Source organism: Chryseobacterium sp. Leaf405, from assembly GCF_001425355.1.
Lineage (GTDB): Bacteria > Bacteroidota > Bacteroidia > Flavobacteriales > Weeksellaceae > Chryseobacterium.
In genome coordinates, this window is record NZ_LMQN01000015.1 from 408,470 (window position 1) to 423,287 (window position 14,818).

Consider the following 14,818-nt stretch of genomic DNA (forward strand, 5'->3'; position numbering starts at 1 on the left):
ATTAAAACAAAGATTATATGGCGAAACATAAAGTCCATTACGAATTTCCAATGCACTGTTTATCAGAGATTCTGTACGAATATCTGGCAACTGCAGAGGGGTTGTCGGAATGGTTTGCAGATGATGTGACAGAGAAAGGTGATGACTTCTTTTTTAGCTGGGGAGGAGGACCTGCTGAGAGAGCGACTTTAATTAGATATAAGCCTGAAGGTTTCGTACGTTTCAGATGGGAAGAAGATGAAGGAACCAAAAATTTCTTTGAAATGACAATCACAGTTGATGATATTACTGAAGATTTAGCTTTGAATATCACCGATTTCTGTGAGGAAGGAGATGAAGATGAAAACGCTATGTATTGGGAAAATCTTATCGAAAATCTTAAAATAAAATTAGGAGCGGCTTAAGTAATGCCGGTCTGAAAAAATACTAAAACTGATGAACGATTTATCGTTCATTATTTTTTTATCTAAAAATCAATTCAAAATTGGAAAATCAATACTTTACATCAGGCGAATTAAGTGTAAACAACAGAGCGTTTCTTTCCGGAGACGCAGTAAAAGTATCTTTCTTTGTGAGAGATGGAAAATTGATTATGGACGAAGAATGCTATTTTTTCCTGATGGCTTCCATGAGAAAAATGAGGATGAATATCCCTCTTACTTACACATTAGAATTCTTTCAGTCGCTTTTCCAAAAAGATATTATTGACGGAAAAGGAACCAACAACGGAATTATTAATTTCCTTGTTTTCAGAAATTCAGATGGTATTACTTTATCGAAATCTTCCGTTTCGTATTTCTACGAAGTTTCAGAAATGGATGATGTTTTGGCAGTACATCAACGACCGTTGGAATTGGATTTAATTAAGGAAATTAATGTTAATAACAATCTTTTAAGCAATATCAGAGTTCATAGCCCGGAAAATATTTACGGTGGAATTTACGCACAGGAAAACGATCTTGATGATGTTATTTTGCTGAATCCTAACAAGAGAATTGCGCGGACGACTTTCGGTAATCTTTTATTTTTGGAAGGAGATATTATTAAAGTGCCCAAACAGACAGAAGGGGCTTATATTTCGCCTTTAATGGAAAATTTTGTCACTTTTTTACATAAAAACAATCTTGCAGATATTCAGGAACATGAAATTATTGCATTTGAGTCTCAGAAATCAGAAGAGATTTTATTGATTTCAGACGAGAAAGGCATATTTTCTGTAGGAAAGATTAGAAATAAAACTTTTGGAAATTCCCGATTTTTAGAAATCGTGGAAAAATGGAAAGAAAGTTTTTAATTGACAAACCCGGTAAACAACAAAAGTTATAAATGTCCTTTACCGGGTTTTATTCTGAAAAATCAGAATTTGTATTTTTTATTTAGTATTCGTTGAAAATTTCTACGAATTTTTGAGCAATTTCTTTTTGACCTTTTTCGCTGGTCATATATTCTCTGGCTTTGGTATTATTGATAAATCCAAGTTCCATCAAAACAGTTGGCACTTTAGATTCTCTTAAAATATGAAGATTTTTTTCTTCAATTTTCTGAACATTGAATTTTTTAGAAATTTTGTCAGCCAGTTTTTTCGAATCTTCTGTATTTTGTGTGTAAATTTCTGATCCTTCTTCCGGAGATTCTGCGTGGGGGCTGCTGTTCATGTGAAGAGAAATCACGATCTCAGGATTCAGCTTATTGATAAGGGCAGTTCTTTCTGCCAATTGGCTGTAAGTATCATTATCTCTCGTTAGAATCACTTCGTATTTATCCTGTGCATTATTGAGTTTTTGAATTTCTTTTCCAATATTCAAAACAACGTCTTTTTCGTAAATACCATTACGATTGGCTCCCATATCATTTCCGCCATGACCGGCATCTATGACAATTAATTTTTTATTTGCAGGAGTAAAGGATAAAAATGCTGCTGAAAAGAGTGCTAAAGTAAATAGTTTTGTTCCTCTCATAGAAGTGAATTTTTGGTTTAACAAATAACGCAAATTATTCCCTTAATAACAGTTAAGGAATTTATAAAGTATGTTAATTTATTAATGCTGTTTAATCTTTAGTTTAAAGAAATGTCTTCCGGAGAATTTGCCCAGAGAAGATATTCTCCGCCAAGATTCTGCATGATAGATTTCCAAAGGGTTTGGTCATTGGGAAGCGTATAGTCAAGATTATAAACATCTACAACAGTCCACAGTTTTTTCTGAACCTCATCGTCTAATTGTAAAGGCGACCATCCGGAGTATCCTGAGAAAATTTTTACATCCTCAATGCTTAATTCATTGTTTAAAACAGAACTGATAATATTTTCAACGTCTTCAGTTAAATAAAATTCATCAGAAATTTCGGTATAAACTTCTGTAACTTTTTTGCCTTTTACGATAAACAAAACCTTATCGTTTTCCACAGGTCCTCCGTCATAAACTTCAATTTTGAAATCAAAGAAATTCTTGAATCTGTTACTCATCTTACCGTTTTTTTTATTCAATATCAATCCAAATGCACCCTGCTCATTATGTTCAATAATCAAGACTACCGATCGCGAAAAAATATCGCCGGTGATGTCGGGTGTGGAAATTAATATTTTACCTTTGTATGAGTTCATACTCAAATTTAATAAAAATATTTATGGAAAACCTGCATGATAAGAGAAAAGTGTACGATAAATCTCAACTTATTGAAAGTGAGATAAAACAAAATCCTATTGAGCAATTTCGTGATTGGTTTTTTGAAGCAAGCGAAAATCCGGATATTTACGAAGCAAATGCAATGGCAGTTTCCACGTTGGAAAATGACGGTTGCCCTCGTACGAGAATGGTTTTGCTTAAATCTTACACATTTGAAGGTTTTATTTTTTATACGAATTACGACAGCCGAAAAGGTAAAGCGATAGAAAACACTCATAAAGCCTGTCTTCATTTCTTTTGGCCAAACCTAGAAAGGCAGATTATCATTAAAGCAGATTTAGAAAAAATAGCAGAAAACCTAAGCGACGGATATTTTCATTCAAGACCCAAAGGAAGTCAGTTGGGGGCAGCGGTTTCTCCGCAAAGTGAAATTATCCCAAACAGAGAATTTTTAGAAGAGAAGCTAAAGGATCTTGAAAAACAATATGAAAACTCTGAAGTTCCACGACCTGCAAATTGGGGTGGATATATCGCAAAACCTTATGAAATTGAGTTTTGGCAGGGAAGACCAAACCGTCTTCATGACAGAATTATTTACACGTTAGATGATCTGGATTGGAAAATTTCAAGATTGGCTCCATAACGTAACTATAAATCTTATTAAAAAATAAAAGGCTGCTTCTTATGAAACAGCCTTGATTTTTACCTAATCTCGGAGATTATTTTTTCTTCTTTGCAGGTGCAGCAGGAACGTTAGCTTCAGCAACAGCTGTAGAAAGATCTGCTCCAGCTTTGAATTTAGCTACTGTTTTAGCTTCAATATTGATCGGCTTTTTAGTCGCAGGATTGATACCCTGTCTTGCAGCTCTTTCAGCTACTGAAAACGTACCGAAACCTACTAAAGAAACTTTTCCGTCTTTTTTCTTTAAAGTAGTTGTTACATTTGAAATGAAAGATTCTAAGGCAGCTTTGGCAGCAACTTTTGTGATACCGGCGTCTTTTGCGATTGCGTCGATTAATTCAGACTTGTTCATAATTTTTAATATTAAGTTAGTTCGTAATTATAGCAAATATAATAATATTTTGTAATTGTGCAATTATTTTATAAATATATATATAATTTTTTTGATTTTTAACTAAAATGGTTAAAATATGATAATTCCACTTTTTACGAAAAATCTACGTTACGAGCTGCTAATATCATGCCAAATGCTTATGTGTATTGACTTTAGCTAAATTGTAATATTATTTTTTACATTTATTAAATCCTAAATTTGGTATCAAGTATTGATATTTTTATGGATATGTTTATAAATTCAATAAGTAATATTCAAAAAAATTACGTTTAATAAAATTAAATAACTGTATATCTGTAAGTTTTAAAATTATTCTAAATGTAGATTTTATTAATTTTTATTAATAAATTTGCACCATGTTAATAGAAGTTTTTAAGTCTAAGATTCACAGGGTAAGAGTTACGGCTTCAGACCTTAATTATATTGGAAGTATTACAATAGATGAAGATCTTATCGAAGCAGCCGGATTGGTTGTTGGTGAAAGAGTGTATATCGTGAATGTAAACAATGGAGAGCGTTTCGATACCTATGTCATCAAAGGAAAGAGAAAATCGGGTGAGGTTTGTCTGAATGGTCCTGCTGCCAGAAAAGTACAGAGAGATGATATCATCATCATCATTGCGTATGCACAGATGACTCCCGAGGAAGCTCAGACTTTCCAGCCAAAAATTGTTTTTCCGGATGAAAAAACGAATCTTTTGACATAATTTGATGGAGAAAAATACAAAAAATCCTTTAAAATCAATACTCACAATAGTAATATCGCTTGCTTTTGCAGGCTTTTTTTTATGGTTTGCATTAAAAGGTCTTGATTTCAAAGTGATACAAAAGTCTTTGGCGAAAGCGAATTATTGGTGGGTGCTTTTTGCAGGCTGTTTTGGTATTGCTGCTTATTGGTTCAGAGCAATCCGCTGGAATCTGATGCTGGAGCCTATGGGACACCGTATTTCAAATTCCAATTCACTTTGGTCGATCTCTTTCGGATATTTAATGAACCTTACTATTCCCAGAAGTGGTGAAGTGGCGAGAGCGACTGCTTTGTATGGTGTGGAGAAAGTTCCTGTAGATAAATCATTCGGTACCATTATTCTGGAAAGAGTAGTTGATCTGGTTTGCATGGTTTGCTTTTTAGGATTGACTTTGATTTTTAAGTTTAATACTATTTTGTCATTTTATCATTTCGTAATTGATAAAAAAGAAGAAAAAGATAAATTTGTTCCTAATTTTTTTGAAAGATTAATGATTAAAATAGGAGTAAACGATTTTGACGCGTTTTATTTCTATTTAAAAATTACAGTTTTAGTAGTTTTTTTAATTGGATTAATTATTTTTTATAGATTCAAGAAAGAAAAATTAATTAATTTTGGAAAAGGAATTCTCCAAGGCTTAACTTCTATTTTCAAACTAAAACAAAAAGGAAAATTCATTCTGTATACTATAGGAATTTGGGTTTCTTATTATTTTGCTGCATTTTTAGTATGTTTTGCTTTACCGGAAACCTCCAATTTTACTTTTGATGACGGATTTTTCATTCTTGTCGTAGGAACTTTCGGAATGATTGTACCTGCAAGCGGTGGGATCGGAGCTTTTAATCTGGCAATGAAATTCGGTTTTATGGCTTTATTTATTTCAATGGGTAAAAGTGGCGAATTAGGTGGAGAAATTGGATTAACATATTCCTTTATATCATTACCATTACAAATTGTCATTATGTTGGTAATGGGACTAATTTCAATTCCGATGCTTGCAAAAGCGAGGAATAAAATAGCATAAAATTTATTGCATATATAATAGGAAGGTTCGGTTGTAAAATCGGACCTTTTTTGTTCTTTGAAATTATGTTAAAGTTTTACGGATTACCGTAATTTAAGATTTATTATTATAAATAAATTTGGTCAATTCATAAATGAAATCTATCTTGAAGCAGAAAAATAATAACTTTATACATCATGGCAATTAATTTACAGAAAGGACAGAAAATTGATTTAGGACTTACCAAAATGACCATCGGATTAGGCTGGGATCCAAATGAAGGAACTGGTCACGATTTCGATTTGGATGCTTCGGCAATTATGATCGATGCAAACAGAAAATTGGTAGGAGATGAATATTTTGTTTTTTATAATAATTTGAATTCTCCGGATGGTGCTTTAACACACACAGGAGACGACCCGGACGGGAAAAGCAGCGACGGAGACGATGATGAGGCAATCGTTATAGATCTTGAAAAAGTAGATGCAAGAGTTGAAGAAATTCTTTTTGTGGTAACGATTGAAGATTTCGAAAGAAGAAAACAAAATTTCGGACAGGTAAGAAATTCTTACATCAGAGTTGTAGACAACAATTCGAATGAGGAAATTGCAAAATATGAATTGGATGAAGATTTCTCTGTAGAAACAGGAGTAGAATTCGGAAGATTATACAAAAGAAACGGCAACTGGAAGTTTGAAGCTTCAGGAATCGGTTACAAAGCAGATCTTGGTTTCTTCCTTGAAAAATATTATAACGGACAAATTATTAAATAAATTTTAATCACATAAAAACTAATAATGGCAATTAATTTACAAAAAGGTCAGACGATCGATTTAAGGAAAAATGACCGTGGCGAAAGTGTTTATGATCTTTCAAAAGTTACTATCGGTTTAGGATGGGACGTTAGAAAGCAAGGCGGTTTTTTTGGTAAACTGTTCAGCAAAGAAGCAGAATACGATCTGGATGCAATTGCTTTTCTTTTGGATTCTAACGGTAAAGTGGCAAACTTAGGAAGAACGACTATGACCAATGATGGAAGACAATTGGCACTTCAGCAGGGAGATATTATTTATTTCAACTCGATGCAGCACCCAAGCGGAAATATCTGGCTGACGGGAGATAACAGAACTGGTGCAGGAGATGGCGACGATGAGCAGATTATTGTAAAATTAGATCAATTAGATCAGCAATACCAAAAAATTATTTTCGTAGTTTCTATTTATCTTGGGAAAAAGAATAATCAGCATTTCGGGATGATCGATAATGCATTTATCAGAGCAGTAGATGCTAAAGGAAAAGAAATTACGAAATACAGTCTTTCCGGAGATTCATCGATGAATGGAATGTGTTCAATGACTTTTGCAGAAGCTTACCGACACAACGGTGACTGGAAATTCCGTGCTCTTGGAGAGCCTCACCACACCGACAATTTTATTGATATTTTAAAAAACTACGTATATAATTCCTAATGAGAAGACTACCTGTTTATTTATTATTAGATACTTCCGGTTCTATGACCGGTGAACCGATTGAAGCTGTTAAAAACGGAGTACAGATGATGCTTCATTCATTAAGACAAATGCCACAGGCATTGGAAACTGCTTATATCAGTATTATTACTTTTGATACCGATGCAAAGCAGATTATTCCGCTTACCGATTTGGCGAGTTTTCAGATGGTAGATATTAAAGCTTCGGGAGTTACTTCTTTTGGGGCAGCATTATCATTATTGGCGGATAAAGTTCAGACAGAAGTTTCAAAAACAACCTTGGAACAGAAAGGAGACTGGAAACCAATGACATTTATTATGACAGACGGAGTTCCTACAGACGACTGGCAGTCAGGATGGAATAAATTGAAATCCGTTTACAAAGGTTTTACAATTGGCTGTGCCGTGGGTGGAAGCGCAGATACATCTATTTTAAAACAAATTACCAATGAAGTGGTAAGTCTTCAGAATGCAGATTCTGAGAGTATTGCTCAGTTTTTCAAATGGGTAACAGCTTCTATTTCTACAACATCTACAAAATTGGAAGAGTCTGGAAAAGAGGTGTTTGGATTAGACCAATTGCCGCCGCCACCTTCAGAATTAACATTTGTTTCATAATGACAAGAAGATTATTAGCCTATTTTCTGCTCGATACTTCGGGATCTATGAACGGTGAGCCCATTCAGGCCTTGAATAATGGTTTTAATGGGCTTATCAGTATGCTTCGTGCAGATCCACAGGCGATGGATACCTTAAGTATGAGCGTAATCACGTATGATAGAGAGGTTAAAAATATTATCCCATTAATTGATCTCGCAAGTTTTCAGCCGATGGAGATTACCTGCCCAGACAGCGGGCCTACGCACACGGGTGCAGCTTTGGAAATGGTTGCGGATCTTGTTAAAAAAGAGCTTGTAAAAGGTTCTTTAGACAGAAAAGGAGACTGGAGACCATTATTATTTATTTTTACGGATGGTAAACCTTCGGATATTCAGAAGTATAAAGAAATGGTTCCTGTTATTAAAGGGCTTGAATTCGGTGTGATTGTAGGTTGTGCAGCTGGACCAAAAGCGGATGAACAGACATTGAGAGAATTGACAGATCATGTTGTGAAACTTGATACCACAGATGCGGTTACCCTTTCATCGTTCTTCAAATGGGTAAGTTCTTCTATTACGATGGGAGGAAAAACTCAGGGAACGGGAGAGAATATCACATTGCCACCGCCGCCTTCAGAGCTTAACATTATTATCTGATAACCCTTTTTTGAAAACTAAATTATGAGAAGATTACCCATTTATTTTTTAGTCGATATTTCCGAATCTATGGTTGGTGAACCTATCGAGCAGGTGCAGGAAGGTATCGCTACCATTATCAAAGAATTAAAAAAAGATCCGTATTCTTTAGAAACCGTCTGGATTTCTATTGTTGGTTTTGCCGGAGAAGCGGAAGTGATCACGCCTTTACAGGACATTATCAGCTTTTATCCTCCAAAAATCCCAATCGGGAGCGGAACATCTCTTTCCAAAGGCCTGTTTAAGGTAATGGATTGCATTGATAAAGATATTGTTAAAACCACTTACGAAAGAAAAGGCGATTGGAAACCTATTGTTTTCCTCTTTACTGACGGTGTTCCAACGGATGATGCCACGGCTGCAATCGACCGATGGAACAGCAATTATAACGGTAAAAAAAATACAGTTGCCATCTCCATAGGCGACAATACTAATCATAAATTGTTGGGAGCTTTATCGGATAATGTTTTGTTGTTCAATAATTCGGATGAAAGATCGTATAAAGAATTTTTCAAGTGGGTGACAGATTCTATTAAAACAACGAGCCAGAGTGTAAGTGAAGCCAATAAAGAAGGAATCAATCTTTCTAAAATTGATTCAATTATTCTTGAAAAAGTTGATCCTGAAGCCCAACAGAGATTTCCCGATAATAATTTCGTTGTACTGAACGGAAAATGTTCTGATACAAAGAAATTATATTTAATGAAATTCAAAAAAGCATTGACCAATTCCGGAATTGAAGGAATGTCTACAAGATATTACCGATTAGACGGTGCTTATAAAATTGATGAAAGTGCTTATTTCAGATTGTCTTCATCACAGAAAAACAATCTTAAAATCTCAGTTGAAGAGTTGCAGGGAAGTCCGTCTTGCCCACATTGCCCGAATCCGATTGCTTTGGCAACATGTTCATGCGGCGGAATTCACTGTCTTAGCGGGGAAGGTGTGAGTACCTGCCCGTGGTGCGGAACAACAGCAAACTACGGCTTTTCAAGTGAAGGATTCGATATTAACAGAACATTAGGATAATGATGGAAAACGACATCAAACAGATTCTGAAAGACAACAATATGCAGGAAGGCAAGCTTACCGACAAAGTGGTGTCTAAACTCATCAACAATGCCAGCGTTATCAAAAATCTGCATTCTATTACAGATGCAAAAAGAAACATTATGGAAGAAGCAATGATCTATAAAGAAAAAGAAGAATTCAAGGAGGCGCATTTTATGATTAAGAATGCCAATGCCAAGCAGTTTTATGAATTCAGCTTCGACATGGAGAAATTTCCGAATATCAGAATTAAAAATATCAGAAATCTTGATTCTGCCGATCTTACTTTTGAAAATAATACGATCTCTGGGACACCAAAAATCAGCAGTACCTACGATCTTGATATTGAATTTTTTCATGTAAATGATGAAAATAATATTGATATTAAAACCGTACAGCTTTTTGTAAACGCCGATCCTAAAGATCTCTGGAAAAATATTCCAAGCCCTGATAATGCCATTTTCTATAAACCGGAGGAACGCAAATTCAAAGGGAATTTTCTTGATAGAAAGATTGTTGTAGCATCTAAAAGAGGTCGTTCCCATGCACACGAAGGAACTTTCAGGGATGATGATTTTGCGGTGAATGATCTTCCGCAGAACTGGAGTGTTGTTTCTGTTTCAGACGGTGCCGGATCTGCAAAAATGGCAAGGTACGGTTCTCAACTTGCCGTAGAATCGATCAATAATTTTTTTAACAGCGAAGAAATTATTAATGATATCGAAAAACACATTAAGACCATTTATTCTACGGAAGAAGTTCAAAACACTGAAATTCCGGCGTCAGATCCTAAAGTTGAAGTCCGACAAAATATCATCAAGCTTTTATACAAAGGTGTTTTGAATACCTACACAATTTTAAATGAAGAAGCAGCGAAAAATTCTTTAGCATTAAGAGATCTTCATGCAACCTTAATTTTTGCTTTAACTAAAAAATTCGATTTCGGATATGTTGTTTTGACTTTCGGCGTGGGTGACTGCCCAATTAATCTGATCAACAAAGATTTTTCTGATGTAAAATTGCTGAATACGATGGATGTTGGTGAATTCGGCGGTGGTACTCGCTTTATCACAATGAAAGAGATTTTCAATGATCCTAATATCACTTCCCGTTTCGGAATTACCTGTATTGAAGATTTTTCTAATCTTGTGCTGATGACAGACGGTATTTACGACCCAAAATTTGTTACTGAAAATAAGCTGGAAGATCTTGAAAGCTGGAAAACATTTATCGACGACCTTAACGGAAATAATGAAGATAAAGCAAAAATTGACTTCCAAAACGACGAAAATATTGATGATCAGCTGATGACCTGGATAGATTTCTGGAGCAAAGGAAACCATGACGACAGAACGTTGGCTATAATCTATTAATTATGAGTAATATAATAAGAGTTTCTTCCGCTCTGGATCCGTCCAAAACCTATGAATATGTAAACAAAGATCCGAAACAAGGCGGTGTAAAAGATGTTTACTTTTCTCCGAACAGAGATTATGTAGTCGCTTTTTACCGAAAACCACTTGCTGTAGAACAGGAAGAACGAATCAAAAGAATCGTTTCTACCTATTTAACGAATATAAAAAACGGAAATGCCGCTGATTATTTTATCAACGAAATTTTCAGATGGCCTTACGATATCGTTCATAAAGATAAATTGACAGGAATTATTGTTCCAATTTACAATAAAAAGTTTTTTTTCACTAAAGGATATATCGGTTCTGATACCATTAAAGGTGAAGATAAAGTAGGGAAATGGTTTACAGCGCCGATGTTCAGGGATAAAAACTATCCTTTGAGGCTCGACAGCTCTGAATTGGGAGACTGGCTGAGCTATTTCCAGATTGCGGTAAACATCAGCCGCGGAGTTAAGAAACTTCATCAAATGGGATTAGCGCACTCAGATTTGTCTTATAATAATATTTTGGTAGATCCTGTGACAAAATCTGCCTGTATCATTGATATCGACGGATTGGTTGTTCCAAAATTATTTCCGCCGGAGGTAATAGGAACGGCAGATTTTATCGCTCCGGAAGTATTAAGAACAAAACATTTAAATATTCAGGATCCTCAGCGACAATTACCCAATCAAAAGACGGATTTGCACGCTTTAGCATCGTTAATTTATATGTATCTACTCCGCAGACATCCGTTAAGAGGTGGAAAAATATGGGATTTGGATTCGGAAAAAGATGAACTGCTTTCGATGGGGGAAAAATCAATTTTTATTGAACATCCCACAGATACGACCAATTATGTAAAAGCCGATCATCTCAAAAAATGGAACACCTTTTGGGGAGATCCTAAAAAAATTCCATACACAGTTACCGGACCTTATTTGTCAGAACTTTTCAGAAAAGCATTTATTGACGGACTTCATGATCCTATTAAGCGTCCGATTGCCAATGAATGGGAAACGGCTTTACTAAAAACTGTGGATTTAATACAGCCTTGTCAAAATCCAAACTGCTCAGAAAAATGGTATGTTTTTGATAACAGCAATAAACCAAAGTGTCCATTCTGCGGAACTCCTCATAAAGGAACATTACCAGTTCTTGACTTATATTTCAAATTTAAAGAAGACGTCTGGAAACCGGAAAATCATAGATTGATGGTGTACCATAATCAGTATTTGTTCAAATGGAATGTGTCTAAAAAAGTGATCAGAAATGAAAATCTTACCGCTGAAGATAAAAAGCCTGTTGGATATTTCACATTCCATCAGGGAAGATGGGTTTTAGTCAACCAAAGTCTGACGAGTATGAAAGATGTCACCGAAGGAAAAGAAATTCCGCCAAATTCTATGGTTGAACTTACGGAAGGTAAAAAAATCTTACTTTCCAACGAAGAAGGAGGAAGGTTGATTTATGTAACTATTGCCAATAAATAAGGGTATGCCGAAAAGCATACTTTTTTTATGTCCATCAATAAGTAAAATATTCGTTATAAGTGTTAAAAAAATGTAAATACAACATATTTTCATATTTATATCAAAAAAATATATCTTTTTCTTCTGAATAAAATTTATTTTTTATTTTATATGATTGATTTATTATTAATATATGTGTTTAAATTTATTTTTATTCACTACATAAAATAGTTATTTTTTAAAACTCAACAATCGGTGAATTGGTGCTGGAAAAGTTTATCTAACGTAAGATATTATCTAATAATTAGTTAATTTTGCAAAAACTAATATATATGACATTCAGCGAAGCGGTAAAACGGAAGCGACAATTTATCAAAGACTCCAGTGATTTTACTAATGCACTTTACCACTGTTTAATTATTCCGGCTAATGCAGAGGAATCTAAAAAATACATTGAAGATTTTAAAAAGTCACCATCATCTTTTATTAATGAGAGCTGTAAAAGATATACAAAAGATGCAAACTTTAAAGTTATGATCATTCCTATTGTAGAATTTCAGCATAATATTACTGATGAGCTTGTGAACATATAAGAATAATTTGTTCCCACATATAAATCTCTCATGAAAATGGGAGATTTTTTTATAGATGAATATTAAGATTTAATAACTGTGCAGCCTGATAATACTTCCTTTATAAAATTTAGTATGCTCATATAATTCCATGAAATAATTATAACTAAACGCTTTGCTTAAAATTTCCTTTTCATTTTGTAAAAAAGGCTTAAATTCTGACGGATAAGTAGCAGAAGATTCGTGAAGATTTTCCCGATTGAATGCTACAACTTTTTTTAAACCGATTATATCTTCTTCAAGAGTTTGAAGAGTAGAATCAAATTCAGTTTGTGCGAGCTCGAAAAGTCTTTCATGAGCAGGTTTTAATATTTTTGTCAAAAGCAAAAGATCATCGTTGGTATCCGGACTTTCGTAATAATACTGATCCAGAAAAGTAGAAAGAAGACCGCTGGAAAATATTCCAAAAATCAAAAAATTATTGAAATCATCAGAACTCATCAAGATACTGAAATCTTTCTCAATAAGACATTCATAATCACTAAGAATACTGTGAAAACTTCTTACAGGTGTTTTTGAAGGAATTTCGTAAAAAAGATCCATTCCATTAATGAAAAGTTGCGTTTCTACTTCATTATAATCTTCTTTACACGGGTCGGTTATCCATTTTACAATATTAAAAAATTCATCCTGAGAAAGCATATTTATAGAATCTTTTACTTTGTTTTTAATGATTTCAAGGCTGGTTTTCTTATCATCATTCAGGAAATTCATAACAGTTTCTTCTTCACGGCAAAGTTTGTTGTACAAATTGATTTTTGCAACAATAGGATTCGTTTTAATAAAATAAAGTTCTTCCGCCATAATATTATGTAATGCCTTGTTTTTGAAGCTTTCAAGCTCTAAGGTAGCGAAAAATTTTCATGATTTTGTGAATTTTATATCATTGTTTTATGGAAATCTATGTTAGTGATGAAATCAAGCTTATTTAATCTTTTAATGGGACTGAGGATCAAAGTACGCCTTAAAAGTCAAAGGATCTTCCAGTTTATCTTCTGCAGTTTCAAGATATTCATGGTATTCTTCCTGGTGCATTTCCATGTAAACCATGACAATAGCCAGATTGATGTAAAGATTTTTATCTTCGGAACCCAATTCCATTGCTTGCTTTAAATAATAGATTGCTCTTTCATTTTCACCCATATCAGAATATATTGCTCCGATGTTAATTAATGCTGCAGTATTTTTGGGTTCAATCAGTAAAATCTCATCCAATTCTTTAATTAAAAGGTCATTTATCGTATCCCAATGGTCTTCGTTTTCCCATCTTTTAGCCTGGAGTTTTTTTACGTTTTCTAATCTTGCTGTTATCGTTTTCATGATGCAAAATTACGGAATTGTCGATCATTAATTTTTCTTTTATATGTGTTTTTCAAATAACCATTTCGGAATTTTATCGTTACCAAAACGGAATTACAATCATTATGCTTTAGTCAACATATACTTTTCGTGTATAACTCATAATATTTTCAAAAATTATTTTATCCACATATTCTTTATTCAGAATTCCATTTTCATTATTTCTTCTCCAAAAATCATAGATTATTTCCACTTCGTCTGATAGTAAAAAATATTCGTATTGTTCTTTTTTAAATTTTTGTAATTCATTGTAATCGAAAATTCTTTTCTGAATAAAATTACCATTTTCTATTTGTAAGTATTCAAAGATTCCGTTTTCGGGTTCTCTATCAAATTCTCCTCTAAAATCGTCAATTCTAATTAAACCAGAATACCATTCAAATTTATTTTCTGGAAATATTTCTTCTTTGAATGATTTCATGTTAAAATTAATATCAGTCAAGCAATTAATTTCTTTAATTAAAAGTTTTTTATCCTTGATTTCAAATATAGCAATATAACCTCTCCATAAAGCGGTAAAACTAATTTCAAAATTTGGTCTTTTTTTTGGAAACTCACGAAAGTAATCATCCAAAATATAATTATTAAGATGATATTCTTTATTTTCAAAAATTAGTCTATCTGGAATTTGTCTTGTCATTTGTTCTAAAATTATTTTAATATAAAAAGGCTTGA

Annotated in this window: 19 protein-coding genes; 13 read left to right on the forward strand and 6 right to left on the reverse strand. The window is 33.7% G+C overall.

Annotation, left to right across the window (positions count from 1 at the left end; genetic code table 11):
* Positions 1-17: 17 nt before the first annotated feature.
* Entirely contained in the window at positions 18-404 is a 387-nt protein-coding gene (locus tag ASG22_RS11665; protein WP_055984484.1) for an START-like domain-containing protein, read from the forward strand.
* An 80-nt stretch (positions 405-484) separates the two neighbouring features.
* Positions 485-1,294, forward strand: coding sequence for an aminotransferase class IV (locus ASG22_RS11670; protein WP_055984486.1), 810 nt, complete (start codon positions 485-487; stop codon positions 1,292-1,294).
* 82 nt (positions 1,295-1,376) lie between these two features.
* Here ASG22_RS11670 and ASG22_RS11675 read toward each other — a convergent pair whose 3' ends face one another.
* Together ASG22_RS11675 and ASG22_RS11680 are read right to left on the reverse strand one after the other, a co-directional pair.
* Entirely contained in the window at positions 1,377-1,958 is a 582-nt protein-coding gene (locus ASG22_RS11675; RefSeq protein ID WP_055984489.1) for an N-acetylmuramoyl-L-alanine amidase, read from the reverse strand.
* A gap of 98 nt (positions 1,959-2,056) precedes the next feature.
* Complete coding sequence (locus ASG22_RS11680) at positions 2,057-2,602, reverse strand: YqgE/AlgH family protein (protein ID WP_055984492.1); 546 nt, start codon at positions 2,600-2,602, stop codon at positions 2,057-2,059.
* A 23-nt stretch (positions 2,603-2,625) separates the two neighbouring features.
* Between ASG22_RS11680 and pdxH the strand changes: the two genes are divergently transcribed.
* The gene (pdxH, locus tag ASG22_RS11685; protein ID WP_055984495.1) at positions 2,626-3,267 is read left to right on the forward strand and encodes a pyridoxamine 5'-phosphate oxidase; all 642 of its coding nucleotides are present in this window, start codon (positions 2,626-2,628) and stop codon (positions 3,265-3,267) included.
* Positions 3,268-3,343: 76 nt separating this feature from the next.
* On the opposite strand, the gene ASG22_RS11690 is transcribed toward pdxH, so the two are convergent.
* Positions 3,344-3,658 (reverse strand): HU family DNA-binding protein, encoded by a 315-nt coding sequence (locus tag ASG22_RS11690; protein ID WP_055984498.1) that lies wholly within the window; start codon positions 3,656-3,658, stop codon positions 3,344-3,346.
* Positions 3,659-4,056: 398 nt separating this feature from the next.
* Here ASG22_RS11690 and panD point away from each other — a divergent pair, with 398 nt between their 5' ends.
* The 10 genes from panD (at position 4,057) to ASG22_RS11740 (ending at position 12,745) form a co-directional block, all read left to right on the forward strand.
* Positions 4,057-4,407 carry an aspartate 1-decarboxylase gene (panD, locus tag ASG22_RS11695; protein ID WP_055984500.1) on the forward strand — a complete coding sequence of 117 codons (351 nt, stop codon included), beginning with the start codon at positions 4,057-4,059 and terminating at the stop codon, positions 4,405-4,407.
* Positions 4,408-4,411: 4 nt separating this feature from the next.
* Complete coding sequence (locus tag ASG22_RS11700) at positions 4,412-5,473, forward strand: lysylphosphatidylglycerol synthase transmembrane domain-containing protein (RefSeq protein WP_055984503.1); 1,062 nt, start codon at positions 4,412-4,414, stop codon at positions 5,471-5,473.
* Positions 5,474-5,649: 176 nt separating this feature from the next.
* The gene (locus ASG22_RS11705) at positions 5,650-6,225 is read left to right on the forward strand and encodes a TerD family protein (protein ID WP_055984506.1); all 576 of its coding nucleotides are present in this window, start codon (positions 5,650-5,652) and stop codon (positions 6,223-6,225) included.
* A gap of 24 nt (positions 6,226-6,249) precedes the next feature.
* Positions 6,250-6,921, forward strand: coding sequence for a TerD family protein (locus tag ASG22_RS11710; RefSeq protein ID WP_055984509.1), 672 nt, complete (start codon positions 6,250-6,252; stop codon positions 6,919-6,921).
* Positions 6,921-7,559 carry a vWA domain-containing protein gene (locus ASG22_RS11715; RefSeq protein WP_055984512.1) on the forward strand — a complete coding sequence of 213 codons (639 nt, stop codon included), beginning with the start codon at positions 6,921-6,923 and terminating at the stop codon, positions 7,557-7,559. The genes ASG22_RS11710 and ASG22_RS11715 overlap by 1 nt, the downstream gene beginning before the upstream one ends.
* Positions 7,559-8,197 (forward strand): vWA domain-containing protein, encoded by a 639-nt coding sequence (locus ASG22_RS11720; RefSeq protein WP_055984515.1) that lies wholly within the window; start codon positions 7,559-7,561, stop codon positions 8,195-8,197. Before ASG22_RS11715 ends, ASG22_RS11720 begins: the two co-directional genes overlap by 1 nt.
* A 24-nt stretch (positions 8,198-8,221) precedes the next feature.
* On the forward strand, positions 8,222-9,265 hold the full coding sequence (locus tag ASG22_RS11725; protein WP_055984518.1) for a TerY-C metal binding domain-containing protein: 1,044 nt from the start codon (positions 8,222-8,224) through the stop codon (positions 9,263-9,265).
* A complete protein-coding gene (locus ASG22_RS11730) occupies positions 9,265-10,659 on the forward strand; it encodes a PP2C family serine/threonine-protein phosphatase (protein WP_238586908.1) in 1,395 nt (464 codons plus the stop codon). Before ASG22_RS11725 ends, ASG22_RS11730 begins: the two co-directional genes overlap by 1 nt.
* A gap of 2 nt (positions 10,660-10,661) precedes the next feature.
* On the forward strand, positions 10,662-12,173 hold the full coding sequence (locus ASG22_RS11735) for a helix-hairpin-helix domain-containing protein (protein WP_055984523.1): 1,512 nt from the start codon (positions 10,662-10,664) through the stop codon (positions 12,171-12,173).
* Between the two features lie 311 nt (positions 12,174-12,484).
* A complete protein-coding gene (locus ASG22_RS11740) occupies positions 12,485-12,745 on the forward strand; it encodes a hypothetical protein (RefSeq protein ID WP_055984527.1) in 261 nt (86 codons plus the stop codon).
* A 69-nt stretch (positions 12,746-12,814) separates the two neighbouring features.
* On the opposite strand, the gene ASG22_RS11745 is transcribed toward ASG22_RS11740, so the two are convergent.
* The 3 genes from ASG22_RS11745 to ASG22_RS11755 all read right to left on the reverse strand — a co-directional run bounded on the left by ASG22_RS11745 (position 12,815) and on the right by ASG22_RS11755 (position 14,783).
* Positions 12,815-13,588, reverse strand: a complete 774-nt coding sequence (locus ASG22_RS11745; protein WP_055984528.1) for a hypothetical protein — start codon at positions 13,586-13,588, stop codon at positions 12,815-12,817.
* A gap of 132 nt (positions 13,589-13,720) precedes the next feature.
* The gene (locus tag ASG22_RS11750) at positions 13,721-14,104 is read right to left on the reverse strand and encodes a hypothetical protein (protein WP_055984531.1); all 384 of its coding nucleotides are present in this window, start codon (positions 14,102-14,104) and stop codon (positions 13,721-13,723) included.
* Between the two features lie 109 nt (positions 14,105-14,213).
* Positions 14,214-14,783 carry a hypothetical protein gene (locus ASG22_RS11755; protein ID WP_055984539.1) on the reverse strand — a complete coding sequence of 190 codons (570 nt, stop codon included), beginning with the start codon at positions 14,781-14,783 and terminating at the stop codon, positions 14,214-14,216.
* Positions 14,784-14,818 lie beyond the last annotated feature (35 nt).

What these genes read in the sequence shown, in the direction of transcription:
- ASG22_RS11665 (WP_055984484.1), top strand. Translation starts at nt 18, where the DNA reads ATGGCGAAACATAAAGTCCATTACGAATTTCCAATGCACTGTTTATCA.
- ASG22_RS11675 (WP_055984489.1), bottom strand. Translation starts at nt 1,958, where the DNA reads ATGAGAGGAACAAAACTATTTACTTTAGCACTCTTTTCAGCAGCATTT.
- ASG22_RS11680 (WP_055984492.1), bottom strand. Translation starts at nt 2,602, where the DNA reads ATGAACTCATACAAAGGTAAAATATTAATTTCCACACCCGACATCACC.
- pdxH (WP_055984495.1), top strand. Translation starts at nt 2,626, where the DNA reads ATGGAAAACCTGCATGATAAGAGAAAAGTGTACGATAAATCTCAACTT.
- ASG22_RS11690 (WP_055984498.1), bottom strand. Translation starts at nt 3,658, where the DNA reads ATGAACAAGTCTGAATTAATCGACGCAATCGCAAAAGACGCCGGTATC.
- panD (WP_055984500.1), top strand. Translation starts at nt 4,057, where the DNA reads ATGTTAATAGAAGTTTTTAAGTCTAAGATTCACAGGGTAAGAGTTACG.
- ASG22_RS11700 (WP_055984503.1), top strand. Translation starts at nt 4,412, where the DNA reads ATGGAGAAAAATACAAAAAATCCTTTAAAATCAATACTCACAATAGTA.
- ASG22_RS11705 (WP_055984506.1), top strand. Translation starts at nt 5,650, where the DNA reads ATGGCAATTAATTTACAGAAAGGACAGAAAATTGATTTAGGACTTACC.
- ASG22_RS11710 (WP_055984509.1), top strand. Translation starts at nt 6,250, where the DNA reads ATGGCAATTAATTTACAAAAAGGTCAGACGATCGATTTAAGGAAAAAT.
- ASG22_RS11715 (WP_055984512.1), top strand. Translation starts at nt 6,921, where the DNA reads ATGAGAAGACTACCTGTTTATTTATTATTAGATACTTCCGGTTCTATG.
- ASG22_RS11720 (WP_055984515.1), top strand. Translation starts at nt 7,559, where the DNA reads ATGACAAGAAGATTATTAGCCTATTTTCTGCTCGATACTTCGGGATCT.
- ASG22_RS11725 (WP_055984518.1), top strand. Translation starts at nt 8,222, where the DNA reads ATGAGAAGATTACCCATTTATTTTTTAGTCGATATTTCCGAATCTATG.
- ASG22_RS11730 (WP_238586908.1), top strand. Translation starts at nt 9,265, where the DNA reads ATGATGGAAAACGACATCAAACAGATTCTGAAAGACAACAATATGCAG.
- ASG22_RS11735 (WP_055984523.1), top strand. Translation starts at nt 10,662, where the DNA reads ATGAGTAATATAATAAGAGTTTCTTCCGCTCTGGATCCGTCCAAAACC.
- ASG22_RS11740 (WP_055984527.1), top strand. Translation starts at nt 12,485, where the DNA reads ATGACATTCAGCGAAGCGGTAAAACGGAAGCGACAATTTATCAAAGAC.
- ASG22_RS11745 (WP_055984528.1), bottom strand. Translation starts at nt 13,588, where the DNA reads ATGGCGGAAGAACTTTATTTTATTAAAACGAATCCTATTGTTGCAAAA.
- ASG22_RS11750 (WP_055984531.1), bottom strand. Translation starts at nt 14,104, where the DNA reads ATGAAAACGATAACAGCAAGATTAGAAAACGTAAAAAAACTCCAGGCT.
- ASG22_RS11755 (WP_055984539.1), bottom strand. Translation starts at nt 14,783, where the DNA reads ATGACAAGACAAATTCCAGATAGACTAATTTTTGAAAATAAAGAATAT.